Raw genomic sequence first — 24,283 nt, 5'->3', positions numbered from 1 at the left:
GGCCCTTCTGCAGGAACTCAGTGGTCCCAGTTCTCCACGGGCTCCGAGGAGCTGGAGGAGCCGACGACGTGCACGCGCATGTCGTTGGTGGTGCCGGCGCGTCCGGGGGGCGATCCGGAGACGACGACGACGGTGTCGCCGGCCTTGGCGAGGTTCTCGCGGAGGAGGACGGCGTCGACCTGGGCGAACATCGCGTCGGTGTGGTTCACGCGCGGCGTCACGTAGGACTGGACGCCCCAGTTGAGCGCCATGCGGCGGCGGACCGACGGCTCGGGGGTGAAGCCGATGATCGGGATGCCGTGGCGCAGGCGGGTCATGCGGCGGACGGAGTCGCCGGACTCGGTGAAGACGCAGAGGAACTTGGCCTCGACGAACTCGGCGACCTCGGCGGCGGCGAGGGTGACGGAGCCGCCCTGGGTGCGCGGCTTGCTGCCGAGTGGGGGGATCCGCTCGAGTCCGTGCTCCTCGGTCGATTCGACGATGCGGGCCATGGTCTGGACGGTGACGACCGGCCAGGCGCCGACGCTGGTCTCGCCGGAGAGCATGACCGCGTCGGCTCCGTCGAGGATGGCGTTGGCGACGTCGGAGGCCTCGGCGCGGGTGGGGCGCGGGCTCTCGATCATCGACTCGAGCATCTGGGTGGCGACGATGACGGGCTTGGCCCAGCGGCGGGCGAGCTCGACGGCGTGCTTCTGCACGATCGGCACGGCCTCGAGGGGCAGCTCGACGCCGAGGTCGCCGCGGGCGACCATGATGCCGTCGAAGACGTCGATGATCTCCTGCAGGTTGTCGACCGCCTGCGGCTTCTCGATCTTGGCGATGACGGGGGCCTTGCGACCCTCCTCCGCCATGATCTCGTGCACGCGGACGATGTCGCTCGCGTTGCGCACGAAGGACAGCGCGATGATGTCCGCGCCGAGGCGGATCGCCCAGCGGAGGTCGTCCTCGTCCTTCTGCGACAGCGCGGGCACGTTGACCGCGACGCCGGGCAGGTTGATGCCCTTGTTGTTCGAGATGTTGCCGGGCACGACGCACTCGGTGACGACGCGGGGGCCCTCGACGGCGGTCACGCGGACCGCGACCTTGCCGTCGTCGATCAGGAGCATGTCACCGGGGTTCACGTCGTCGGGCAGGCCCTTGAACGTGGTGCCCGAGAGCTCCTTGGTGCCGAGGACGTCCTCGGTGGTGATGGTGAAGACGTCGCCCTCGGCGAGGGGGTACGGGCCGCCCTCGAACTTGCCCAGGCGGATCTTCGGGCCCTGCAGGTCGACCATGATCGCGACGGCGCGACCGGAGTCCTCGGCGGCCTTCCGCACGAGGCGGTAGATGCCCTCGTGCACGTCGTAGCTGCCGTGGCTGAGGTTCATGCGGGCCACGTCCACGCCGGCGTCGATGATCGCACGAATGGTCTCGTACGACGACGTTGCCGGGCCGAGGGTGGCGACGATTTTCGCTCGTCTCATTGAGGGGGTGCTCCGTTGTTCTGCGCCCGGGGGCGCGTCGTTAGCGGGGAGGGTGAGCTGTGAAGCTGGCGCGCGAAGACTATCGCAGCCGTCGGACTAGAGCGTGAAGCCCCGGTCGTTCGGCCCGACGGGCGCGGGCAGCTGGGTGGTGCCTTCGAGGTAGCGGTCGATCTCGGCCGCGACGGAGCGGCCCTCGGCGATCGCCCAGACGATCAGCGACTGGCCGCGGCCGGCGTCGCCGGCGACGAAGACGCCCGGGACGCTGGTCTCGAAGCGGTCGCCGCGGACCACGTTGCCGCGGTCGGTGAACGGCACCTCGAGCTGGCCGGCGAGGTGCTCCGACTCGGGGCCGGTGAAGCCCAGGGCCAGGAGGACCAGGTCGGCCGGGATCTCGCGCTCGGTGCCCGCCTTGGGCACGCGGCGGCCGTCGAGGTACTCGGTCTCGGCCACGCGCACGGCGCGGACCTCGCCGACCTCGTTGGCGAGGAACTCGACGGTGGAGGCGAGGTAGACGCGCTCGCCGCCCTCCTCGTGCGCGCTGGCGACCTCGAAGACGGTCGGGTCCATCGGCCAGGGCTGGCTGTCGGGACGCTGCGACGGCGGCTGGGTGCCGATCGCGAGGTTGGTGACGGAGGCGGCCTTCTGGCGGTGAGCGGTGCCGATGCAGTCGGCTCCGGTGTCGCCGCCGCCGAGGACGACGACGTGCTTGCCCTCGGCCGAGATCTGCTCGAAGACGCGGTCGCCCGCGATGGCGTGGTTCGACTGGACGAGGTACTCCATCGCGAAGTGCACGCCGGCCAGGTCGCGGCCGGGGATCGGCAGATCGCGCGGGACCATCGCGCCGGTGGCGACCACGACGGCGTCGTAGCGCGCGCGCAGGTCGTCCCAGGTGATGTCCGTGCCGATGTCGACGCCGGCGCGGAAGCGGGTGCCCTCGGCCTTCATCTGGTTCAGCCGCAGCTCGAGGTGCTTCTTCTCCATCTTGAAGTCGGGGATGCCGTAGCGCAGGAGGCCGCCGATGCGGTCGTCGCGCTCGTAGACCGCGACGGTGTGCCCGGCGCGGGTGAGCTGCTGCGCGGCGGCGAGACCGGCGGGGCCGGAGCCGACGACGGCGACCGTCTTCCCGGTGAGTCGCTCCGGCGGGTGCGGCTGCACCCAGTCGTTGCCGAAGGCCTGATCGATGATCGAGACCTCGATCTGCTTGATCGTGACCGCGGGCTGGTTGATGCCGAGCACGCAGGACGACTCGCAGGGCGCGGGGCAGAGGCGACCGGTGAACTCCGGGAAGTTGTTGGTCGCGTGCAGGCGCTCGATCGCCTGGCGGCCCTCGCCGCGCCACATCAGGTCGTTCCACTCGGGGATCAGGTTCCCGAGCGGGCAGCCCTTGTGGCAGAACGGGATGCCGCAGTCCATGCAGCGGCCGGCCTGCCGACGCAGCACGGCGGTGTCGCCCTGCTCGTAGACCTCTTTCCAGTCCATCAGCCGCACGGACACCGGGCGCCGCTTGGGCAGCTCCCGGTCCTGCACCTTCAGGAATCCCTTGGGATCAGCCACCGGTCACCTCCAGAATCCGTCCCCAGACGACGTCGCCGTCGGGGTCGAGCCCCTCTTCGACGGCGGATGCTCGCGTCGCGAGCACCGCGGCGAAGTCGCGGGGCAGTACCTTGACGAAACGCGAGACGGTTCCGTCGAAATCGTCGAGCATCCCCTGGGCCAGGGTCGACTCGGTCTCGGCCACGTGCCGCTCGAGCAGGTCGCGCAGGATCTCCACGTCGGCGCTGCCGAGCTCGGAGAGCGTGAGCTCGCCCGAGGCCAGAGCGTCGCGGTTGACGAGCTCGCGGCTCAGGTCGTGGATGTAGGCGGTCCCGCCGGACATCCCCGCGCCGAGGTTGCGGCCGGTCGCGCCGAGGATCACGGCGAGCCCGCCGGTCATGTACTCGAGCGCGTGGTCGCCCACGCCCTCGACGACCGCCGTGGCACCGGAGTTGCGGACCAGGAAGCGCTCGCCGACCATCCCGCGGATGAACATCGTGCCCTGGGTCGCGCCGTAGCCGATGACGTTGCCGGCGATGACGTTCGTCGACGCGTCGAAGGTGCTGCGGCGGTCCGGCCGCACCACGATCTGGCCGCCGGAGAGGCCCTTGCCGACGTAGTCGTTCGAGTCGCCCTCGAGCCGCAGCGTGATGCCCGCGGGGAGGAACGCGCCGAGCGACTGCCCGGCCGAGCCGCGCAGGTTCACGGTGATGGAGTCGGCCGGCAGCCCGTTCTCGCCGTAGCGGACGGTCACCTGGTGGCCGAGCATCGTGCCGACGGCGCGCTCGGTGTTCTTGATCTCGCGGTCGATCACGACGGTGCCGCGGTGGTCGAGCACGTTCGCGGCGAGGCGGATCAGCTCGTTGTCGAAGTGCTTCTCCAGCTCGTGCTCCTGCGCGCGGCCGTGGCGACGCGGCTCCTCCGCCTGGAAGACCGGGCCGACCAGGATCGGCGTCAGGTCGAGCCCGCTCGCCTTCCAGTGCTCGATGGCGCGGTTGACGTCGAGCAGCTCGCGGTGGCCGACGATCTCGTCGATCGTGCGGAAGCCGAGAGCCGCGAGGTACTCGCGCACCTCCTGGGCGATGAACTCGAAGAAGTTGACGACGAACTCCGGCTTGCCGTTGAAGCGCTTGCGCAGCTCGGGGTTCTGCGTCGCGACGCCCACCGGGCAGGTGTCGAGGTGGCAGACGCGCATCATGATGCAGCCCTCGACGATCAGCGGCGCGGTCGCGAAGCCGAACTCCTCGGCGCCGAGCAGGGCGCCGATCACGACGTCGCGGCCGGTCTTCATCTGGCCGTCGACCTGCACCACGACGCGGTCGCGCATGCCGTTGAGCATCAGCGTCTGCTGGGTCTCGGCGAGGCCGAGCTCCCACGGGGTGCCGGCGTGCTTGAGCGAGTTGACGGGGCTCGCGCCGGTGCCGCCGTCGTGGCCCGAGACGAGGATCACGTCGGCGAGGGCCTTGGCCGTGCCGGCCGCGACCGCGCCGATGCCCGACTGGCTGACGAGCTTCGCGTGGATGCGCGCCTTCGGGTTCGCCCGCTTGAGGTCGAAGATCAGCTGCTTGAGGTCCTCGATCGAGTAGATGTCGTGGTGCGGCGGCGGCGAGATCAGACCGACGCCGGCGGTCGCGTGCCGGGTGCGCGCGATCCACGGGTAGACCTTGGTCGGCGGCAGCTGGCCGCCCTCGCCGGGCTTGGCGCCCTGGGCGAGCTTGATCTGGATGTCGTCGGCGTGGGTCAGGTACATGCTCGTGACGCCGAAGCGGCCCGAGGCGACCTGCTTGATCGCGGAGCGGCGCTCGGGGTCGAGCAGTCGCTCGGTGTCCTCGCCGCCCTCGCCGGTGTTCGACTTGGCGCCGAGGCGGTTCATCGCGATGGCGAGCGTCTCGTGCGCCTCCGGCGAGATCGAGCCGTAGCTCATCGCCCCGGTGGAGAAGCGCTTGACGATCGACTCGACCGACTCGACCTCGTCGATCGGGACGGGCGTGCGCCCCTCCGTGTCGAGGGTGAACATGCCGCGGAGGGTCATCAGCGAGAGCGCCTGGTCGTCGACCATCTTGGTGTACTCGCGGAAGACGTCGTAGCGGCGGTTGCGCGTGGAGTGCTGCAGCCGGAAGACGGTGTCCGGGTTGAAGAGGTGCGGCGCGCCGTCACGGCGCCACTGGTACTCGCCGCCGACCGCGAGGCGCTCGTGCGCGACGACCGCGCCGTCCTCGGGGTACGCGGCGCGGTGGCGCGCGGCGTTCTCCTCGGCGACGACGTCGATCCCGATGCCGCCGAGCTTGGAGGCGGTGCCGGTGAAGTACTGGTCGACGAAGACCTGGCTGAGGCCGACGGCCTCGAAGGTCTGCGCGCCGGCGTAGCTCGACACGGTCGAGATGCCCATCTTGGACATGATCTTCAGCACGCCCTTGCCGAGCGCCTTGATCACGTTCTTGACGGCCTTCTCGGGCGAGAGGTCCGAGATCATGCCGCTGCGCACCAGCTGCTCGCAGGTCTCCATCGCGAGGTACGGGTTCACCGCGGAGGCGCCGTAGCCGATCAGCGTCGCGACGTGGTGCACCTCGCGGACGTCGCCGGCCTCGACGACCAGCCCGACGCGCATCCGGTTCTCGGTGCGGATCAGGTGGTGGTGCACGGCGGCGAGCATCAGCAGCGAGGGGATCGGGGCGAGGTCCTTGGTGGAGTCGCGGTCCGAGAGCACGAGGAACTGCGCTCCGGCGGCGATCGCCTCGTCGGCCTCGGCGCACATCGCGTCGAGGCGGTCCTGCATCGCGCGCGGGCCGGCGTCGACGCGGTAGAGGCCGCGGATCGTCGTGGTGATGTGGCTGAGCGGGCGCGGCGCGATGTGCTGGATCTTGGCGAGCTCGTCGTTGTCGATCACCGGGAAGTCGAGGACGACCTGGCGGGCGTGCTCGGCGCCGGCCGAGAGCAGGTTGCGCTCCGGGCCGAGACCGAGGCGCAGCGAGGTGACGACCTCCTCGCGGATGGAGTCGAGCGGCGGATTGGTCACCTGCGCGAAGGCCTGGGTGAAGTAGTCGAAGAGCAGGCGCGGGCGCTTGGAGAGCACCGCGACCGGGGTGTCGGAGCCCATCGCGCCGAGCGGCTCGGCACCGGCCTTCGCCATCGGCAGCAGGAGCAGTCGCACCTCCTCCTCCGTGTAGCCGAAGGTGCGCTGGCGGCGGTTGACCGACGCGGGCGTGTGCACGATGTGCTCGCGCTCGGGCAGGTCCTTGAGGTTGATCCGGCCCTTGTCGAGCCACTCGTCGAAGGGACCGGAGTCGGCGAGCTGCGCCTTGATCTCCTCGTCCTCGACGATGCGGCCCTGCTCGGTGTCGACCAGGAACATCCGGCCCGGCTGGAGCCGGCCCTTGCGGACGATCTTCGCGGGGTCGATGTCGAGCACGCCGATCTCGCTGGCGAGCACGACGAGACCGTCGTCGGTGACGACGTAGCGGCCGGGGCGCAGACCGTTGCGGTCGAGCGTGGCGCCGACGAGGTCGCCGTCGGTGAACACGATCGCGGCCGGGCCGTCCCACGGCTCCATGAGCATCGAGTGGTACTCGTAGAAGGCGCGGCGCTTCTGGTCGATCGCGGCGGCCTGGTTCTCCCACGCCTCCGGCACCATCATCATGATCGCGTGCGGCAGCGAGCGGCCGGCCAGCGTGAGCAGCTCGACGGTCTCGTCGAACGAGGCGGAGTCGCTGCGGCCGGTCGAGACGATCGGGAACAGCGGCGAGAGGTCGCCGAGCTCGGCGCTCCTCAGCTGCGACTGGCGCGCGCGCATCCAGTTGCGGTTGCCCTGCACCGTGTTGATCTCGCCGTTGTGCGCGATCATCCGGAACGGCTGCGCGAGGGGCCAGGACGGGAAGGTGTTGGTCGAGTAGCGCGAGTGCACCAGAGCGAGCTTCGAGGTGAAGCGCTCGTCCGAGAGGTCGGGGTAGAACGGCTCGAGCTGGAGCGTGGTGACCATGCCCTTGTAGACGAGCGTGCGGCTCGACAGCGACATGAAGTACACCTCGAGCTCGCGCTCGACGCGCTTGCGCAGGCGGAAGGTGAGGCGGTCCAGGCGCAGGCCCGCGAGCGGCACGCCCTCGGCGTCCGTGAGCTCGCTCGCGACGTAGAGCTGCTCGATCGCCGGCATCGCGGCGCGGGCGAGCGTGCCGATCTCGTCGGGCTGCACCGGGATGGAGCGCCAGCCGAGGACGGTCAGGTTCTCCTCGCGGGCCATCTCGGCGATCGTCGACTTGACGCGCTCGCGCTCGAAGACGTCGACGGGCAGGAAGGCGTTGCCGACCGCGTATTGCCCGACGGGGGGCAGCTCTACGGCCGCGACGGCGCGCAGGAAGTCGTCGGGGATCTGGGTGATGATCCCCGCGCCGTCACCGGTGCCGGCGTCGGAGCCGACCGCGCCGCGGTGCTCGAGGTTGCGCAGCGCGTTGAGCGCGGCGTCGATGATGTCGTGCCCGGCCGTCCCGCGCATGGTGGCGACCATGGCGAGACCGCAGGCGTCCTTCTCGGCCGCCGGGTCGTACATCCCCTGCGCGGACGGGGTGCCGAGGAACGGCACGGCGGGGACGCGGGGCGAGGGCTGAACGGGAGCCATGGGGACCGTCCTCACGAGAGTCGTAGCGGATCGGGACGTCGCTGGCCCGCGGTGTGGTGGTGGAGGAGCGGCTCCCCGATCGGGAGGGCCGTGCATTCGGTGGTCGCGGAGCGGAGATCTGGCGCCGTCGTCGGGGCCGTGCGGACACTCCCCTGCGGCAGCGCTTGTGGCTGAGCCGCGGTGGAGCGGACGGACGGAGAGGTGAGCTGGATGCGATGCCGCGGGGGTGCCGCGGACCGCGTCAGCTGCGGGAGACCGTCGACTTCTCGGCGTCGGTGCCGGAAGAAGGAGTGGTGGGTGCGTCGGAGTCGGACTCGACGTCCTCGAATTCTACCGCAGCCGGGGCGGGCGTCCACTCGCGACCGGGCCGGTAGGCCGAGGTCTCGCGACCGGGGTGCTCGCGGCGCTGGATCACGACGAGGACCAGGCCGACGACGACCGCGGCCAGGGCGGCCCAGACGTTGGTGCGGATGCCCCAGAAGAACTCGCTCGGATCGATGCGGATCGACTCGAACCAGACGCGGCCGATGCCGTACCAGATCAGGTAGGCGGCGAAGACGGTGCCCCACTGCAGCTTGAGGCGGCGCTCGAGCAGCAGGATGACGGCGATGCCGACGACGTTCCAGAGGATCTCGTAGAGGAAGGTCGGGTGGAAGAGCGTGCCGGCGGGCAGGCCGACGGGGAAGGCCGGGTTGGTGGTCTCGATCTCGAGACCCCAGGGCAGGGTCGTCGGCAGGCCGAACAGCTCGTGGTTGAACCAGTTGCCGAGGCGCCCGATGGCCTGCGCGGCGAGCATGCCGGGGGCGAGGGCGTCGGCGAAGGTCCAGAAGCGGACGCCGGTCCAGCGGCAGCCGATGAAGGCGCCGACGGCACCGCCGATCAGGCCGCCGAAGATCGCGTTGCCGCCGTTCCAGATCCGGATGACCTCCCACGGGTCGGCGCCGGCGAAGAAGTAGTCGCCGGGGTGGGTGAGCACGTGGTAGAGCCGGGCGCCGATGATGCCGAGCGGGACGGCCCAGATGATGATGTCGAGCACGACCCACGGCTCGGCGCCGCGGCGCTTGAGGCGGGCGTTCGTCATGATCGTGGCGACCACGATGCCGACGAGGATGCACACGGCGTAGGTGTGGATCGAGAACTCGCGGCCGAAGAGCGAGAAGTCGTACTGACTCCACGCCTCGGGCGGACTCGGGATGCTCAGCGGTACGGACACCGGTACGTCGACCTTTCGAAGGAGGGATCCCGCGGTCGCGGCGGCGCCGCGCCCCGACGGGCATCCCGAGTGTACTGGGAGGCGTCAGGCTCGCGGACGCGTGCCCTCTGCCAGACCGCGTGCCGTCTCCGCCACGGCGTCGACACCGCCGGAGGCGAGGGCGCGCACGAGGGCGGAGCCGACGATCGCGCCGTCGGCGTAGGCGAGGATCTCGGCGACCTGGTCGCCGGTCGAGACGCCGACGCCCACGCAGGCACTGTCGGAGCCGGCCGTGCGCAGGCGCTCGACGAGCGTGCGGGCCGCGCGGTCGACGTCGGCGCGTGCCCCGGTGATGCCCATCGTCGAGACCGCGTAGACGAAGCCGCGACTCGCCTCGACCGTCGCGCGCAGGCGCTCGTCGCTCGAGGAGGGGGCGGCCAGGAAGACCCGGTCGAGGCCGAGGCGCTCCGAGACGGCCATCCACTCGACGCCCTCGTCGGGGATGAGGTCGGGGGTGATCAGGCCGGAGCCGCCCGCCTCGGCGAGGTCGTTCGCGAAGCGCTCGACGCCGTACTGCAGGACGGGGTTGTAGTAGGTCATCACCAGCACCGGCACGTCGACGCGGGCGCGGATCTCGCGGACGGCGTCGAAGCCGTGGCGCAGGCGGAAGCCGCCGGCCAGGGCGGCCTGGGTCGCCTCCTGGATGACGGGGCCGTCCATCACCGGATCGGAGTAGGGCAGGCCGAGCTCGATCGCGTCGACGCCGTTGTCGGCGAGGGCCACCGCGGCGTCGATGCTCGTCGGGAGATCCGGGAAGCCGGCGGGCAGGTAGCCGATCAGGGCGCCCGCGGCCTCCTGGTTGCGACGGCGGACGGTCTCGGCGACGCTCGGGCCGAGGCCGCTCACGACTGCACCGCGCCCTGGTCGATGAGACCGAAGTAGCGCGCGGCGGTCGTCATGTCCTTGTCGCCGCGGCCGGAGAGGTTGACCAGGATGGTCGCGTCGGGGCCGAGCTCGCGGCCGAGCTCGAGCGTGCCGGCCAGGGCGTGCGCGGACTCGATCGCGGGGATGATGCCCTCGGTGCGGCTGAGCAGCATCAGCGCGTCCATCGCCGCGGAGTCGGTGACCGCGCGGTAGTCGGCCCGGCCGATGCTGGAGAGCCAGGCGTGCTCGGGGCCGACGCCCGGGTAGTCGAGACCGGCCGAGATCGAGTGCGACTCGACGGTCTGGCCGTCCTCGTCCTGGAGCAGGAAGCTGCGGGCGCCGTGCAGGACGCCGGGGCGGCCCTTGCTGATGGTCGCGGCGTGGCGCGGGGTCTCGATGCCGTCGCCGCCGGCCTCGAAGCCGACGAGCTTGACCTCGGGGTCGTCGAGGAACGCGTGGAAGATGCCCATCGCGTTCGAGCCGCCGCCGACGCACGCGGTGACCGCGGTGGGCAGCGCGCCGGTGAGGGCGAGGACCTGCTCGCGCGCCTCCTCGCCGATGATCTTCTGGAAGTCGCGCACCATCGCCGGGAAGGGGTGCGGGCCGGCGACCGTGCCGAAGATGTAGTTGGTCGTCTCGACGTTGGTGACCCAGTCGCGCATCGCGTCGTTGATCGCGTCCTTGAGGGTGCGCGAGCCGGTCGTCACCGAGACGACCTCGGCGCCGAGCAGGCGCATCCGGGCGACGTTGAGCGCCTGGCGCTCGGTGTCGACCTCGCCCATGTAGACGACGCAGTCGAGGCCGAAGAGGGCGGCGGCGGTCGCGGTGGCGACGCCGTGCTGGCCGGCGCCGGTCTCGGCGATCACGCGGGTCTTGCCGATGCGCTTGGTCAGCAGCGCCTGGCCGAGCACGTTGTTGATCTTGTGCGAGCCGGTGTGGTTCAGGTCCTCGCGCTTGAGGATGATCCGCGCGCCGCCCGCGTGCTCGGCGAAGCGCGGCACCTCGGTGATGACCGAGGGCCGCCCGGTGTAGCTGCGGTGCAGCTCGGTCAACTCGGCCCGGAACTCCGGGTCGACCTTGGTGAGCTCGTACTCGGCGCTCAGCTCGTCGAGCGCCTTCACGAGCGACTCGGGGACGTAGCGTCCGCCGAAGTCGCCGAAGTAGGGACCGAGTTCGTCTCGGAGTGCCATGGCAGGTGCCGCCTATCGGTGGATCGTGTTCAGTGCGCCAGGAAGCCGGCGAGGGTGGTGACGGGGTCGCCGCCGGTGACGAGGGCTTCGCCGACGAGGACCACGTCGGCGCCGGAGCGGCGGTAGTGCGCGACGTCGTCGGCCGAGAGGACCGCCGACTCCGCGACCTTGACCGCGTCGGCCGGGAAGCGCTCGGAGAGACGGCCGAAGAGGTCGCGGTCGAGCTCGAAGGTGGAGAGGTCGCGGGCGTTGACGCCGATGAGGCGCGCGCCGAGGTCGGCGGCCCGCTCGAGCTCGTCGCCCGAGTGCGTCTCGACCAGCGGAGTCATCCCGAGCTCGAGGACGAGGGCGTGCAGCTCGACGAGGACGGGCTGCTCGAGCGCGGCCACGATCAGCAGCACGAGGTCGGCGCCGGCCGCGCGGGCCTCGAAGACCTGGTAGGGCTCCGCGATGAAGTCCTTGCGCAGCACCGGGATGGAGACCTTCGCGCGGACGGCCTCGAGATCGGCGAGGGAGCCCTTGAACCGGCGCTCCTCGGTGAGGACGCTGATCGCGCTCGCTCCCCCGCGCTCGTACTGCTCGGCGAGCAGTGCCGGGTCGGGGATCTCGGCGAGGGCGCCGCGGGACGGGCTGGAGCGCTTGACCTCGGCGATGATCTTCACGCGCTCGGCGGGGGCCAACGCGGCGAGGGCGTCGAGGGCGGGCGGGCGCTCGGCGGCGCGGCGCTCGAGGACGTCGAGCGGGAGGGTCTCGCGACGCCGGGCCGCATCGGCCAGGGCGCCGGCGGTCAGATCGCCGAGCACTCTACGCGCGCGCCTTCGGGTTGGCCTTCGCGCCGTCGACGCCGTAGCCCAGGCGGGCCAGGATCACTCCGACGAGGAGGCCGACCACCACGACTCCGGCCGAGAGCCAGACGACGAGGGGCAGATCGAACCAGAAGGCGATCGTGCCGACCGTGAAGCCGACCAGCATGATGACGACGGCCGTCCACGCTGCGGGCGAGTGGCCGTGGTTGTCGTCGTCGTGCTCGGTGCTCATGGCTCTCCTCCTGGACGTGCTTGGGAACCACAGCAGTCTAGCGGCTCGGGGCCGAAGGGCTCCGCAGCGCGGCGGGGTCTGCGGAGGGCTTGCTCAGCGGGCGGAGGTGGGGTCGTCGCCGCGCGACAGCTCGTCCCACGAGACGACGGGATCGATGTCGCCGTCATCGGTCTGCACGGTGGTCGCGCCGTGGCCGTAGCCGTCGGCGGGCTCGAACCGGGAGACACGCTTCTTCTTCGCACCGGGCCAGCGCCGGACCGTGACGAGCACGAGCACGCCGATCACGGCGGTCAGCACGCCGGCCACCAGCGCGACGACCGGCCAGGCGGTCGAGGAGGACGACGCGACGAGCGCCGCGACCGACTCCCTGCCCGCGATCGCGGTCGCATCGGTGACCAGTGACGAGCCGGCGCGCACGGGATCGGCGAGCGCGGTCGAGGCGGCCAGGACGACGGAGCCGCCGAGGACGATCTGCAGCAGCCCCAGCACGATCCGGAAGGCGGGTCCGGCGATGGCGAGCGCGGCGGCGAGGGCGAGCCCGGCCAGCGCGAGGGCCGAGAGCGCCGGCGCGGCGACGGTGCCGACGACGGAGAGCGCCCGGCCGTCGCCCGCACCCGTGGTGAGCACCAGGGTGGCCCAGGGCTGCGTGGACGCGGTGAGCTCGAGCGCGGCGAGCAGCACGATCCCGAGGATCGCGGAGTACTTCAGGCGCCGGCCGCTCACGCCTGCGGCCCGAGGTCCGTCACCGGGGCGAGCGGATCGACGTCGAAGCAGGAGTGCTCGCCGGTGTGGCAGGCGGCGCCGATCTGCTCGACCTGCACGAGCAGCGTGTCGGCGTCGCAGTCGAGCGCGGCCCCGCGGACGTACTGCGCGTGGCCGGAGGTGTCGCCCTTCCGCCAGTACTCCTGGCGGGAGCGCGACCAGAAGGTCACCCGGCCCTCGGTCAGCGTGCGCCGCAGCGCCTCGCGGTCCATCCAGCCGAGCATCAGCACCTCGCCGGTGTCGTGCTGCTGGATGACGGCGGGCAGGAGGCCGCTCGCGTCGAAGGTGGCGCGGTCGAGGACCGCGGTGAGGTCGTCCGGGGTGGTCGTGTCGGTGCTGGTCGTGTCGGTGCCGGTCGTCTCGGTGCTCATCGGCGGATCTCGATCCCGGAGTCGTCGAGGGCGCGCTTCACGTCGCCGATCGTCAGCTCGCGATTGTGGAAGACGGAGGCGGCGAGCACCGCGTCGGCGCCCGCCGTGATGGCGGGGGCGAAGTGCTCGACGGCGCCGGCGCCGCCCGAGGCGATCACCGGCACCGTGCTCAGCTCGCGCATCGCCGTGATCAGCGGCAGGTCGAAGCCCTGCTTGGTGCCGTCGGCGTCGATCGAGTTGACCAGCAGCTCGCCGGCCCCGCGCTCCACGGCCTCGGCCGCCCATGCGAGCGCGTCGAGCGTCGTCTCGCGGCGACCGCCGTGGGTGGTGACGACGAAGCCGGAGGCCGTGGCGTCGCTCCGCTTGACGTCGAGCGAGAGCACCAGCACCTGCGCGCCGAAGACGTCGGCGATCTCGCCGATCAGCTCGGGCCGGGCGATCGCGGCGGAGTTGACCCCCACCTTGTCGGCGCCGTGCGCGAGCAGGCGCGAGACGTCCTCGACCGAGCGCACTCCCCCTCCGACGGTCAGCGGGATGAAGACCTGCTCGGCGGTCGCGCGGACGACCTCGTAGGTGGTGGAGCGGTCGTCGACGGTGGCCGTGACGTCGAGGAAGGTCAGCTCGTCGGCGCCCTGCTCGAAGTAGAGGCGGGCGAGCTCGACCGGGTCGCCGGCGTCGCGCAGGTTCTGGAAGTTGACGCCCTTGACGACGCGGCCGGCGGCCACGTCGAGGCACGGGATGACGCGGACGGCGAGACTCATCGCTCCCCCTCCTAGAGGCGTGCGGCGTGGATCGAGGTGACCAGGATCGCGCGGGCGCCGAGGTCGTACAGGCGGTCCATCACCTGGTTCATGTCGGCGCGCGGCACCATCACGCGCACGGCGACCCACTCGGGGTCGTGCAGCGGCGAGACGGTGGGCGACTCGAAGCCGGGCGCGAGCGCCGTGGCGGTCTCGAGCAGGGCGACCGGGCAGTCGTAGTCGAGCAGCACGTACTCGCGGGCGACCAGGACGCCCTGGAGGCGGCGCAGCAGCACCGGGATGCCCTCCGGCTCGCCCGCGCCGGAGACGAGGACGGCCGTGGACTTCAGGATGACGGGGCCGAAGATCTCCAGGCCCGCCTTCCGCAGCGTGGTGCCGGTCTCGACGACGTCGGCGATCACGTCGGCGACGCCGAGCTGGATGGCCGACTCGACCGCACCGTCCAGGCGGATGAGGGTGACCTCGACTCCGTGCTCGCGCAGGAAGCGGCCGACGAGGCCGGGGTAGCTGGTCGCGACGCGGAGGCCGTCGATCTGCTGCAACTCGGTGTAGCGGCCGGCCGGACCGGCGAAGCGGAAGGTCGAGTCGGCGAAGCCGAGGCTCGCGATCTCGCGCGCCTCGGAGCCGGAGTCGATCAGCAGGTCGCGGCCGGTGACGCCGACGTCGAGCGCGCCGGAGCCGACGTAGGTGGCGATGTCGCGGGGGCGCAGGTAGAAGAACTCGACCCCGTTGCGCTCGTCGACGACGTGCAGCTCCTTGGGATCGCGGCGGCCGGTGTAGCCGGCCTCGGCGAGCATCTGGCCCGCGGTCTCGGAGAGCGAGCCCTTGTTCGGCACGGCGACGCGCAGAAGCGCGGGCGGGGCGGCGGGGGCGGTGGTGTCAGGAGTGGTGGGGGTGGTCGTGGTCACGACGGGACGTCCTCTGGAGGTCGAGGGTGATTCGGTGAGCGGAGGCGCGACGGCGCCTCGGTGAGCGTGGGAGCGCGCGGCGACGTGGCGGCGGCGCACTCCGGCGATCGGGGGGACGCTCACAGATGTCGGTAGACGTCGGCCGTCGTCAGGCCCTTCGCGAGCATCAGCACCTGCAGGTGGTAGAGCAGCTGCGAGATCTCCTCGGCCGTGCGCTCGTCGCCCTCGTACTCGGCGGCCATCCACACCTCGGCGGCCTCCTCGACGATCTTCTTGCCGATGAAGTGCACACCGGCGTCGAGCTCGCGGACCGTGCCCGAACCCTCGGGACGCGCGGCGGCCTTCTCGCCCAGCTCAGCGAAGAGGTCGTCGAAAGTTTTCACCGGGGAAGTCTATACGCGGCCACCGGCGCGGGAGGTGTCGCCGGGGCTGAGGTTCGATCTGCAGGCGATCCGCTCCGATCCGTGGTCCACGCCTCCGGAGATCGGGACCGGCGCCCGGATCGCCTGCAGATCGGACCTCCTGCGGATCGGACCGGCGGGTCAGTGCCGGTGCAGGAAGGACGACGCGGTGTCGCGGAGGGCGGCGATGGCGGCCTCGGGGTCGTCGGCGCCGAAGACGGCGGAGCCGGCGACGAAGGTGTCGGCGCCCGCCTCGGCGGCGATCTCGATGGTGCCGGGGGCGATGCCGCCGTCGACCTGGAGCCAGACGTCGAGGCCGGTGCGGTCGACCACGGCGCGCAGGGCGTGCAGCTTGGGCATCGTCTCCGCCATGAAGGACTGGCCGCCGAAGCCGGGCTCGACCGTCATCACGAGCACCTGGTCGAACTCGGGCAGCAGGTCGAGGTAGTCGTCGACCGGGGTGCCGGGCTTGAGCGCGATGCCGGCGCGCGCGCCGATCGCGCGGAGGCGGCGGGCCACGCCGACGGCGTCGCGCGCGGCCTCGGCGTGGAAGGTGACGGAGTAGGCGCCCGTCTCGGCGTAGCCGGGGGCCCAGCGGTCCGGGTCGTCGATCATCAGGTGCACGTCGAGCGGCCGCGGCGACACCTCCTGGAGGCGCTGCACCATCGGCAGACCGAAGGTGAGGTTCGGCACGAAGTGGTTGTCCATCACGTCGACGTGCACGAGATCGGCCCCGGTGATCCGCTGCAGCTCGGCCTCGAAGTTGACGAAGTCGGCGGACAGGATGCTGGGGTTGATCCGTGCTGGCATGCTCTCCAGCCTAGGCGCGGCGACGCTCGGGCCCTGCCGATCAGGCCGGGGTGCGGCGCAGCAGCTGGATGAACATCGCGTCCGTCCCGTGCCGGTGCGGCCACAGCTGCACGTGCAGGACGTCCTCGGCGAGCGGGAGCGGCTCGCGGGTGACGCCGCGGAGCACCGCCGGGGTGTCGACGAGCTCGAAGGCGCCGGGGTGGCGCTCCGCCGCGAGCGCGAGCACGCGCTTCGTCTCGCCGAGGTGCGGCGAGCAGGTGACGTAGGCGAGCAGTCCGCCCGGCGCGAGCGCGGCGAGGGCGGAGTCGAGCAGCTCGCCCTGCAGGGCGGCGAGCGGCGCGACGTCGTCCGCGGTCTTGCGCCAGCGGGCCTCCGGCCGGCGGCGGAGGGCGCCGAGCCCGGTGCAGGGCGCGTCGAGGAGGATGCGGTCGAACGCGCCCGGCTGCTCCTCGCCGAGGGCGCGGCCGTCGCTGGTGCGCACCTCGACGCTCGGATCCACGGCGGCGAGGGCCTGGCGGACAAGCCCGGCCCGCGCGGGGACGACCTCGTTGGCCAGCAGCGTCGCGCCGCCCGCGCGCGCCTCGGCCGCCAGCAGCGCCGCCTTGCCGCCGGGTCCTGCGCAGAGGTCGAGCCAGCGCTCACCCTCGCGGATCGGCTCGGCGCGGGAGAGCGCGAGCGCGGCCAGCTGCGAGCCCTCGTCCTGCACGCGCACCCGGCCCTCGTGCACGGGAGCGATCGCCTCGGGGTCGCCGCCGGTGCTGACCAGGCCGACCGGCGACCAGCGGTCGGGCGCGGCGTCGGGCAGCTCGGTGGCCTCGGCGAGGCCGGGCAGGGCGACGAGGTTCACCCGGGGGGCGGCGTTGTCGGCGGCCAGCAGCTCCTCGAGCTCGTCGGCCGCACCCTCGGCGGCGAGGGCGCGGCGCAGCGCCTTGACGATCCAGACCGGGTGCGAGCTCGCCGCCGCGAGCCGGTCGTCTCCGGAGGTCGCGGCGTCGGCGACCCGCTGCTGCCACTCCTCGGCGCTCGAGCGGGTGACCGTGCGCAGCACCGCGTTCGCGAAGGCGACGGCGCCGCGGGAGGAGCCGCCGGCGACCAGCGCGACGCTCTCGTTGACCGCGGCGTGCGCGGCGACGCGGGTGGCGAGCAGCTGGTGCACGCCGAGGCGGAGCGCGTCGAGCACGGGGGCGTCGATCGACTCGACCGCGCGGCCCGCGGCGAGGGCGATCACCCGGTCGTAGTAGCCGGAGAGGCGCAGCGTGCCGTAGCAGAGCTCGGTCGCGAGGGCGGCGTCGGCGGGCGACAGCTCGGCCGCGCGGATCCGGGCGGGCAGCACGAGATTGGCGTAGGCGTCGCCGCCGCTGACCGCGAGCAGGACGTCGTAGGCGACCTGGCGGGCGGGCGCCACGCGGGCGCGGGCGCTCACGCGAGCACCGTGCTCTCGCGCAGGCCCCGGGCCCAGGCGGCACCGGGCATCGGGTTCTTGCCCGCGGGCTGCACCGACACGAGCTCGACGGCGCCGTCGCCCGTGCCGACCAGCGCACGGCCGGCGTCGAGCAGCACCGCGCCCGGGGCGAGCGCGGCCGCGTCGACCGGACGCAGGGCCAGCACCTTCAGTCGCGCGTCGCCGACCGCGGTCGAGGCTCCGGGCTCGGGAGTGACACCGCGCACGAGGGCGAGGATCCGCGCCGACGGCTGCGACCAGTCGATCCGGCCGTCGGTCACGTCGAGCTTCGGCGCGAGGGTCACCTCGCCGGACTGCGGCACGGCGACCGCGGTGCCGGCGGCGAGGTCGTCGACCACCGCGCCGGTGAGCTGCGCGCCGCGCTCCGCGAGCACGTCGAGGAGCTCACCGGCAGTCCGCCCGGCGACCTCCTCCTCGATCGCGGCGAAGACGTCGCCCGCGTCGAGCTCGACGACGAGCTGGAAGACGGCCGCGCCGATCCGCTCCTCCCCCGCCATCAGTGCGCGCTGGACGGGCGCGGCACCGCGCCAGCGCGGCAGCAGCGAGAAGTGCAGGTTGATCCAGCCGAGCCGCGGCACCGCGAGCAGCCGAGCGCGCACGAGACCGCCGTAGGCGACGATCACGCCGAGATCGGGTGCCAGCGCGGCGATCCGGTCGGTGACCTCCTCGTCGAGGCGGTTCGCCTTGAGCACCGGTAGACCGAGCTCCTCCGCGACCACGGCGACGGGCGAGGGCGTGAGCACGCGCTTCCGGCCGACGGGCGCGTCGGCCCGGGTCACCACCGCGACCACCTCGTGGCCGGACGCGGCGAGGGCGCGCAGGGTCGGGACGGCGGCGGCCGGCGTGCCGGCGAAGACGAGGCGCACGGAGGGCTCCTGAGCGTGGAGGGGGCGGAACAGCGGGTCTAGAGGATGTCGGGATCATCGAGCCGGACGCGCAGCTTGGGCGCCGGACGGAAGCGGCCCGGCGTCGTGGGCGGCCGGCGGCGGCGGGTCGCGTTGCGGATCACGGCGGAGCGGAGGCGGGCGGCGACCTCCGCTCCGCGAGCGTAGTCGAAGCGCACGATCGCGCGGACGGAGCCGTCCTCCAGCCCCACCGGGCCGAGCACCTCGTGACGGTCGGCCTCGTCGAGCGCTTCGAGCGCCTCCGTCACCGCACTCGCGTCGCCGCTGACGGTCGCGAGCCGCACGGCCGGCGGGAAGCGCAGCTCGCGACGCTCGCTCAGCTCGCCGCGGAGGTACTCGTCCTGCCGCCAGGTCGCCAGCGCGGTCGCGAGCCGACCGGCGACGCCGACCAGCAGGACGGGGGCGCCCGGGCGGGCGAGCGCAGCGGCGTTCGACCAGGTGCGCAGGGCGTCGTCGGCGACGCGCAGGCTCTCGCGGGCGAGCATCCGCTCGCCGTCGAGCAGCAGTACGGCGTGGTAGCCGCCGTCGGCGCGCGGCTCGGCGCCCCGGGTCGCGACGACGAGCGCCGGCCTGTCGGGCACGGTGAGGATCGGATGCGCGCCGTCGGCGACGACGACCACGACCCCGGGGAACGCGCGGCCGAGCTCCTCGGCGGTCCGCCCGGTGCCGAGGCTGACCAGGCGCAGCGCGGTCGCCTCGCAGACCGAGCAGTGCCAGTCGGCGGCGATCAGCCCGCACCAGCCGCAGCTCGGCCGGGCGCCGGCGGAGTGCACGGCGAGCGGACCCTGGCAGCGGTTGCAGCGCGCCACCGTGCGGCAGCGGGCGCAGGCGACGACCGGCGCGTAGCCGGGGCGGGCGACCTGCACGAGCACCGGGCCGGAGTCGAGGCCGAGCCGAGCCTGCCGCCAGGCGGTCGAGGGGATCCGCGCGGCCTGGTCGTGCTCGTCGGCCGCGGACTGCTGAGCGGTCGGCACGACGTGCGGGCGGCGCGAGGGCCGCGGCTGAACCGGCGCGGCGAAGCCGAGGCCGACGAGCCGCTCCACCTCGACCGTGCGGGTGTTGCCGAGCAGGACCAGCCCGGCGCCGCTCTGCTCCTGCCGCACCAGCGCGACGTCGCGGGCGTGCGCGTAGGGCGCGAGCGGCTCGGCGAAGAGCGGATCGCCGTCGTCCCAGAGCGCGATCAGGCCGAGCGCCGCGGAGGGCGCGTAGAGCACCGAGCGGTTGCCGACGATCACCCGCGGACCCGGCGTGAGGCAGCGCAGGAACGCGGCGTACCGGCCGGCGCCCTTCTGCCGGGCGTCGAGGCGGACGACCGCGTCCTCGGGCACGTGCTCGGCGAGGGCCTGCTCGAGCTGCTCCTGATCGCGGTAGTCCGGCACGGCGAGGATGGCATCGCGGCCGACCGCGAGCGCGGTCCGGGCGAGCTCGGCGAGGGTGACGGCCCAGCCGCCGACCCAGGCTCCGGAGCCGAGCTGCACCGGCGCGGGCACCGCGTTCACCGCGAGGCGGCCGCCGTCGAGGAGGCCGTCGAACGTCTCGGGCAGATAGCCGGTCGCAGCGCCGGTCGCAGCGGCGGACACAGCGCCCGCCTCGACCCCCTCGGCCGGCGCAGACGTCTCTCCGCCCTCGGCCAGTGCCGCGAGGTGCGCCCGCTCCACCCGCACGTGCCGTCGCGGGACGGCCAGGCGCAGCACGTCGCTCGCTCCCCCGGCGGCGCGGTCGGCGACCCGCCGTGCGAGCGCCCAGACCTCGGGGGTCAGCACGACGAGCGGCGAGACGAGCTCCTCGAGCTCGCTCAGCGCTCCGGCGTGCTCGGAGCCCTCGCCGACCTCGACGACGAAGGCGTCCGCGATCCGCCCGCCCGTGCGCAGCGGCACCCGCACTCGGACGCCCGGCCGGACGCCGTCGCGCAGCGCCTCGGGGATCGCGTAGTCGAGCAGCCGGTCCAGCTGCGGGAGCGGTGAGTCGAGGAGCACGCGCGCGACGCGCCCCGCCGGACCGGTCACCGCCTCCCCCGCCGCGGCGGCGCCTACGAGAGACCCGCGGCGGAGCGGAGGTCGTCGACGCGGTCGAGGCGCTCCCAGGTGAAGTCGGGCAGCTCGCGGCCGAAGTGCCCGTAGACCGAGGTCTGCGAGTAGATCGGGCGGAGCAGGTCGAGCGCGTGGATGATCGCGGCGGGACGCAGGTCGAAGACCGAGCGGATCGCCTCGGTGATCTGCTCGTCGGGCAGCGTGCCGGTGCCGAAGGTCTCGACGTAGAGGCCGACCGGGGCGGCCTTGCCGATCGCGTAGGCGACCTGCACCTCCATCCGGCGGGCGAGGCCCGCGGCGACCGCGTTCTTCGCGACCCAGCGCATGGCGTAGGCGGCGGAGCGGTCGACCTTCGACGGGTCCTTGCCCGAGAAGGCGCCGCCGCCGTGGCGCGCGGCTCCGCCGTAGGTGTCGACGATGATCTTGCGCCCGGTGAGCCCGGCGTCGCCCTGCGGGCCGCCGATCTCGAAGCGGCCGGAGGGGTTGATCAGCAGGCGCACGGCGGAGGAGTCGAGCTCGACCCGCTCGAGGACGGGACGGATCACGTGCTCCTCGATGTCGGCGTGGATCGTCGCGGTGCTCACGTGCTCGGCGTGCTGGGTGGAGAGGACGACCGTGTCGATGGTGGCCGGCGTGGTGCCGTCGTAGCCGATGGTGACCTGCGTCTTGCCGTCGGGCCGGAGGTAGTCGAGCTCGCCCGACTTGCGGACCTCGGCGAGGCGCTCGGCCAGGCGGTGCGAGAGCCAGCTCGGCAGCGGCATGTACTCGGGCGTCTCGTCGGTCGCGAAGCCGAACATCAGCCCCTGGTCGCCGGCGCCCTGGCGGTCGAAGGCGTCGTCGTCCGCACCGTCCCCGCGCACCTCGAGCGCCGTGTCGACCCCCGCCGCGATCTCGGGCGACTGCTGGCCGATCGACACCGAGACGCCGCAGGAGCGCCCGTCGAAGCCCTTGAGCGAGGAGTCGTAGCCGATCTCGACGATCGTGTCGCGCACGATCGCGGGGATCTCGACGTAGCCCTCGGTGGAGACCTCGCCCGCGACGTGGACGAGACCGGTGGTCACCAGGGTCTCGACGGCGACGCGGCTGTGCGGGTCCTCCCGCAGCAGCGCGTCCAGGATGCGGTCCGAGATCTGGTCGCAGATCTTGTCGGGGTGACCCTCGGTCACGGACTCGGAGGTGAACAGGCGGAGGGGACCGGAGGTCATGTCGAACGTCTCATTCCGTTCCGGCGCGGCTGCCGGATGTCTCGATCCGGTGCAGTCCCGCACCGGGCTCGCCCACTGACCGGGAGCGGACCGGGCCAGGGAGACGCCCTAGCGCGCGACCACGTCGAGGACGCGATCGGCGACCGACGCCTTGCTGCCGGAAGCCTCGATCACTATATCTCCGGCCCGATCGAGGACCGCGACGCTGTTGCTGTCGCTCTGGAAACCCTCGGTCCAGCCGACCCTGTTGAGGACGAGCAGGTCGCAGCCCTTGCGGGCGATCTTGGCGCGACCGAGCGCGAGCATCGCCTCGCGGTCCGGCTCGGTCTCGGCGGCGAAGCCGACGATCAGCTGGCCGTCCGTCCTGCCGACCGACAGCTCGGCCAGGATGTCCGGGTTCTTCACGAGCTCGAGGACGAGGCGGTCGCCCTGCTGCTCCTTCTTGATCTTCGACTCCGCGACGGAGGCGGGCCGGTAGTCGGCGACGGCCGCGGCCATGATCACGATGTCCGCGTCGCGGGCGGCGGTGAGCGCCGCCTCGCGCAGCTCGAGCGCGGTGCCGACCGCGATCACCTCGACGCCGCGGGGCGCCTCGATGTCGAGGTTCGCGGCGAGGACGGTGACGTGCGCCCCGCGGGCGGCGGCCGCGACGGCGAGCGCGACGCCCTGGCGTCCGCTGGAGCGGTTGCCGACGAAGCGGACCGGGTCGAGCGGCTCGCGCGTGCCGCCGGCGGTGACGAGGACGCGCAGGCCCTCGAGATCGCGCCGCGCGCCGGCCGCGCGGGCCTGGACGGCGAGGGCCTCGGCGACGATCGTCGCGGGCTCCTCCATCCGGCCCGGGCCCGAGTCGGCGCCGGTGAGCCGGCCGACCGCTGGGCCGACCACGTGGACGCCGCGGGAGCGCAGGGTCGCGACGTTGGCGACGGTGGCCGCGTTCGCCCACATCTCGGTGTGCATCGCCGGGGCGACGACGAGCGGCGCCGTGCTGGCGAGCACGGTGTTGCCGAGCAGGTCGTCGGCGAGGCCGGTGGCGAGCTTGGCCAGGGTGTGCGCGGTCGCGGGGGCGATCACGATCAGGTCGGCCGCCTGGCCGATCGCCACGTGCCGCACCTCGGCGACGCCCTCGTAGAGCTCGGTGTGCACCGCGTTCCGCGAGATCGCCTCGAGCGTCGGCTTCCCGACGAAGCGCAGCGCCGCCTCGGTGGCGACGACGTGCACGTCGTGGCCCTCCAGGACCAGCGCGCGCACGACGCCCACCGCCTTGTACGCGGCGATGCCGCCGGTGATGCCGACGACGACGTTCAGCCGCGGTGCGGCCCTTCTCGATGCACGCATCCCGGGGAGCGGACCCGTCGGGTGCTAGTCGTCGAGGGGCTCGGCGACGGGACGCGCGACGAGCTTGTCCTCGTTGATCTCGTGCAGGGCGACCGAGAGCGGCTTGTCGTCGATGGTCGAGTCGACCAGCGGGCCGACGTTGTCGAAGAGGCTGCCCTCGTGCAGGTCGGCGTAGTAGTCGTTGATCTGGCGCGCGCGCTTGGAGGCGAAGATGACGAGCGCGTACTTCGAGTCGACCTTCGAGAGCAGCTCGTCGATGGGCGGGTCGATGATGCCGAGGTTGTTGGCCATGGTGTCTCCTAGCGGGGCGCGAAGCGCCGATCTGCGGCTCCGGAGCGGCACGGCGCGCGATCACCGGGGAGGGCGATCGGGGCAAGGCCCGGAGGTGGTCGGTGGTCTCGGTCTCAGCGACCCGGGTCGGCGGGCGTGCTGTCGGAGCGAGGCGACATCAATTCTACGACCTCGCGGGCCGCTTCGGGCACGGTGCTGTTCACGACGGCGAAATCGAACTCGTCCTGCGCCGCCAGCTCGACTTTCGCGGTGGCGAGCCGGCGCTGCTGCTCCTCCGGGCTCTCGGTGCCGCGGCCGACCAGCCGGCGCACCAGCTCGTCCCAGCTGGGCGGCAGGAGGAAGACCAGCCGGGCGTCGTTCATCCGCTCGCGCACCTGCCGCGCGCCCTGGATGTCGATCTCGAGCATGACCTGGCGGCCGGCGGCGAGGGCCGCGTCGATCGGCCCGCGCGGCGTGCCGTAGCGGTAGGCGTTGTGCACCGTCGCGTACTCGAGGAACTCCCCCGCCTCGACCATGCGGTCGAACTCGGCGTCGTCGACGAAGTAGTAGCTGACGCCGTCGATCTCGCCCGGGCGCGGGGCGCGGGTGGTCGCCGAGACGGAGAGGAGCACCTCGGGGTAGTTCTCGCGGATGTAGGTGGAGACGGTGCCCTTGCCGACCGCGGTCGGACCGGCCAGGACGACGAGGCGGTTGCGCTCGCCGCGGCGCTGGCGCGACTCGCGCTGCTCGAGGAAGGCGCCGAGGCCCTCGACCTGGCGCCGGCCGAGACCGCCCAGGCGCTTGGACGGGGCGATGCCCAGCTGCTCCATCACCCGCGGCGTCTTGACCACGCCGAGGGCGGGGACGGCGCGCAGCAGCTCGCTGACGCGCATCCGGCCCTCGACGCCGGCCGGGTCCTCCTGCGCGGCGGCGAGCACGGTGGTGGCGGGGGCGCTCGCCCGCGGCGACGGCCTTCTTGACGAGGGCACGGGCGCGTCGCGCGGCGATCGCGGCCTCGGAGGCGGCGCGGCGATCGACCTCGGGCGGCGAGGGGCGGCGCGCCCCGGCGGCCGGGCCGCCCGCGAGGGGCGCACCGGCGTCGGGATCGAGCGGG

The 24,283-nt window shown here is 72.9% G+C and carries 20 protein-coding genes and 1 pseudogene; all 21 read right to left on the bottom strand.

All coding sequences use genetic code 11. The features are described 5' to 3' along the window. Nucleotides 1-17 precede the first annotated feature (17 nt). The gene (pyk, locus tag GSU72_RS08140) at nucleotides 18-1,463 is read right to left on the bottom strand and encodes a pyruvate kinase (protein WP_159984563.1); all 1,446 of its coding nucleotides are present in this window, start codon (nucleotides 1,461-1,463) and stop codon (nucleotides 18-20) included. A 96-nt stretch (nucleotides 1,464-1,559) separates the two neighbouring features. Next, nucleotides 1,560-3,017 carry a glutamate synthase subunit beta gene (locus GSU72_RS08135; protein WP_123446240.1) on the bottom strand — a complete coding sequence of 486 codons (1,458 nt, stop codon included), beginning with the start codon at nucleotides 3,015-3,017 and terminating at the stop codon, nucleotides 1,560-1,562. Further along, the gene (gene gltB / locus GSU72_RS08130; RefSeq protein ID WP_244256106.1) at nucleotides 3,010-7,536 is read right to left on the bottom strand and encodes a glutamate synthase large subunit; all 4,527 of its coding nucleotides are present in this window, start codon (nucleotides 7,534-7,536) and stop codon (nucleotides 3,010-3,012) included. Before gltB ends, GSU72_RS08135 begins: the two co-directional genes overlap by 8 nt. Nucleotides 7,537-7,846: 310 nt before the next feature. Beyond that, on the bottom strand, nucleotides 7,847-8,800 hold the full coding sequence (lgt, locus tag GSU72_RS08125; RefSeq protein WP_244256105.1) for a prolipoprotein diacylglyceryl transferase: 954 nt from the start codon (nucleotides 8,798-8,800) through the stop codon (nucleotides 7,847-7,849). Nucleotides 8,801-8,902: 102 nt separating this feature from the next. Further along, nucleotides 8,903-9,703: a tryptophan synthase subunit alpha gene (gene trpA / locus GSU72_RS08120; protein WP_159984561.1), complete on the bottom strand. Its 801-nt coding sequence runs from the start codon at nucleotides 9,701-9,703 to the stop codon at nucleotides 8,903-8,905. Further along, a complete protein-coding gene (gene trpB, locus GSU72_RS08115) occupies nucleotides 9,700-10,911 on the bottom strand; it encodes a tryptophan synthase subunit beta (RefSeq protein WP_159984560.1) in 1,212 nt (403 codons plus the stop codon). The genes trpA and trpB overlap by 4 nt, the downstream gene beginning before the upstream one ends. A gap of 29 nt (nucleotides 10,912-10,940) precedes the next feature. Next, nucleotides 10,941-11,714 carry an indole-3-glycerol phosphate synthase TrpC gene (gene trpC, locus GSU72_RS08110; RefSeq protein ID WP_159984559.1) on the bottom strand — a complete coding sequence of 258 codons (774 nt, stop codon included), beginning with the start codon at nucleotides 11,712-11,714 and terminating at the stop codon, nucleotides 10,941-10,943. 1 nt (nucleotide 11,715) lies between these two features. After that, on the bottom strand, nucleotides 11,716-11,949 hold the full coding sequence (locus tag GSU72_RS08105; RefSeq protein WP_159984558.1) for a DUF6704 family protein: 234 nt from the start codon (nucleotides 11,947-11,949) through the stop codon (nucleotides 11,716-11,718). Between the two features lie 93 nt (nucleotides 11,950-12,042). After that, nucleotides 12,043-12,672 (bottom strand): Trp biosynthesis-associated membrane protein, encoded by a 630-nt coding sequence (locus tag GSU72_RS08100; RefSeq protein ID WP_159984557.1) that lies wholly within the window; start codon nucleotides 12,670-12,672, stop codon nucleotides 12,043-12,045. Next, complete coding sequence (gene hisI, locus GSU72_RS08095; RefSeq protein WP_159984556.1) at nucleotides 12,669-13,082, bottom strand: phosphoribosyl-AMP cyclohydrolase; 414 nt, start codon at nucleotides 13,080-13,082, stop codon at nucleotides 12,669-12,671. The genes GSU72_RS08100 and hisI overlap by 4 nt, the downstream gene beginning before the upstream one ends. Continuing rightward, complete coding sequence (hisF, locus tag GSU72_RS08090) at nucleotides 13,079-13,843, bottom strand: imidazole glycerol phosphate synthase subunit HisF (RefSeq protein ID WP_159984555.1); 765 nt, start codon at nucleotides 13,841-13,843, stop codon at nucleotides 13,079-13,081. Before hisF ends, hisI begins: the two co-directional genes overlap by 4 nt. Nucleotides 13,844-13,854: 11 nt before the next feature. Then, complete coding sequence (gene hisG, locus GSU72_RS08085) at nucleotides 13,855-14,751, bottom strand: ATP phosphoribosyltransferase (RefSeq protein ID WP_208545167.1); 897 nt, start codon at nucleotides 14,749-14,751, stop codon at nucleotides 13,855-13,857. 119 nt (nucleotides 14,752-14,870) lie between these two features. Further along, the gene (locus tag GSU72_RS08080) at nucleotides 14,871-15,134 is read right to left on the bottom strand and encodes a phosphoribosyl-ATP diphosphatase (RefSeq protein WP_055791842.1); all 264 of its coding nucleotides are present in this window, start codon (nucleotides 15,132-15,134) and stop codon (nucleotides 14,871-14,873) included. A 159-nt stretch (nucleotides 15,135-15,293) separates the two neighbouring features. Further along, nucleotides 15,294-15,962, bottom strand: a complete 669-nt coding sequence (gene rpe / locus GSU72_RS08075; RefSeq protein WP_159984554.1) for a ribulose-phosphate 3-epimerase — start codon at nucleotides 15,960-15,962, stop codon at nucleotides 15,294-15,296. 40 nt (nucleotides 15,963-16,002) lie between these two features. Beyond that, nucleotides 16,003-17,385, bottom strand: coding sequence for a transcription antitermination factor NusB (locus GSU72_RS08070; RefSeq protein WP_167306101.1), 1,383 nt, complete (start codon nucleotides 17,383-17,385; stop codon nucleotides 16,003-16,005). Then, complete coding sequence (gene fmt / locus GSU72_RS08065) at nucleotides 17,382-18,290, bottom strand: methionyl-tRNA formyltransferase (RefSeq protein ID WP_159984553.1); 909 nt, start codon at nucleotides 18,288-18,290, stop codon at nucleotides 17,382-17,384. The genes GSU72_RS08070 and fmt overlap by 4 nt, the downstream gene beginning before the upstream one ends. 38 nt (nucleotides 18,291-18,328) lie before the next feature. Further along, nucleotides 18,329-20,305: a primosomal protein N' gene (locus tag GSU72_RS08060; RefSeq protein ID WP_244256045.1), complete on the bottom strand. Its 1,977-nt coding sequence runs from the start codon at nucleotides 20,303-20,305 to the stop codon at nucleotides 18,329-18,331. Between the two features lie 53 nt (nucleotides 20,306-20,358). Continuing rightward, nucleotides 20,359-21,564, bottom strand: a complete 1,206-nt coding sequence (metK, locus tag GSU72_RS08055) for a methionine adenosyltransferase (RefSeq protein ID WP_159984551.1) — start codon at nucleotides 21,562-21,564, stop codon at nucleotides 20,359-20,361. 108 nt (nucleotides 21,565-21,672) lie between these two features. Further along, complete coding sequence (coaBC, locus tag GSU72_RS08050) at nucleotides 21,673-22,899, bottom strand: bifunctional phosphopantothenoylcysteine decarboxylase/phosphopantothenate--cysteine ligase CoaBC (protein WP_159984550.1); 1,227 nt, start codon at nucleotides 22,897-22,899, stop codon at nucleotides 21,673-21,675. 24 nt (nucleotides 22,900-22,923) lie between these two features. Beyond that, entirely contained in the window at nucleotides 22,924-23,190 is a 267-nt protein-coding gene (gene rpoZ / locus GSU72_RS08045; RefSeq protein WP_159984549.1) for a DNA-directed RNA polymerase subunit omega, read from the bottom strand. A gap of 113 nt (nucleotides 23,191-23,303) precedes the next feature. Next, nucleotides 23,304-24,177 (bottom strand): annotated as a pseudogene (gene gmk, locus GSU72_RS08040) (guanylate kinase). Nucleotides 24,178-24,283: the final 106 nt, after the last annotated feature.

The sequence above is a fragment of the Rathayibacter sp. VKM Ac-2760 genome (assembly GCF_009834185.1).
In the GTDB taxonomy this organism is placed as follows: Bacteria; Actinomycetota; Actinomycetes; order Actinomycetales; family Microbacteriaceae; genus Rathayibacter.
Note: the sequence above shows the minus strand (reverse complement) of the source record. Positions and strands in the feature narration are given on the sequence as shown.

Bases quoted from the DNA above. Each gene is read 5' to 3' on its own strand.
- pyk (WP_159984563.1), bottom strand. From the start codon at position 1,463: ATGAGACGAGCGAAAATCGTCGCCACCCTCGGCCCGGCAACGTCGTCG.
- gltB (WP_244256106.1), bottom strand. From the start codon at position 7,536: ATGTACGACCCGGCGGCCGAGAAGGACGCCTGCGGTCTCGCCATGGTC.
- trpB (WP_159984560.1), bottom strand. From the start codon at position 10,911: ATGGCACTCCGAGACGAACTCGGTCCCTACTTCGGCGACTTCGGCGGA.
- GSU72_RS08105 (WP_159984558.1), bottom strand. From the start codon at position 11,949: ATGAGCACCGAGCACGACGACGACAACCACGGCCACTCGCCCGCAGCG.
- hisI (WP_159984556.1), bottom strand. From the start codon at position 13,082: ATGAGCACCGAGACGACCGGCACCGACACGACCAGCACCGACACGACC.
- hisF (WP_159984555.1), bottom strand. From the start codon at position 13,843: ATGAGTCTCGCCGTCCGCGTCATCCCGTGCCTCGACGTGGCCGCCGGC.
- rpe (WP_159984554.1), bottom strand. From the start codon at position 15,962: ATGCCAGCACGGATCAACCCCAGCATCCTGTCCGCCGACTTCGTCAAC.
- metK (WP_159984551.1), bottom strand. From the start codon at position 21,564: ATGACCTCCGGTCCCCTCCGCCTGTTCACCTCCGAGTCCGTGACCGAG.
- coaBC (WP_159984550.1), bottom strand. From the start codon at position 22,899: ATGCGTGCATCGAGAAGGGCCGCACCGCGGCTGAACGTCGTCGTCGGC.
- rpoZ (WP_159984549.1), bottom strand. From the start codon at position 23,190: ATGGCCAACAACCTCGGCATCATCGACCCGCCCATCGACGAGCTGCTC.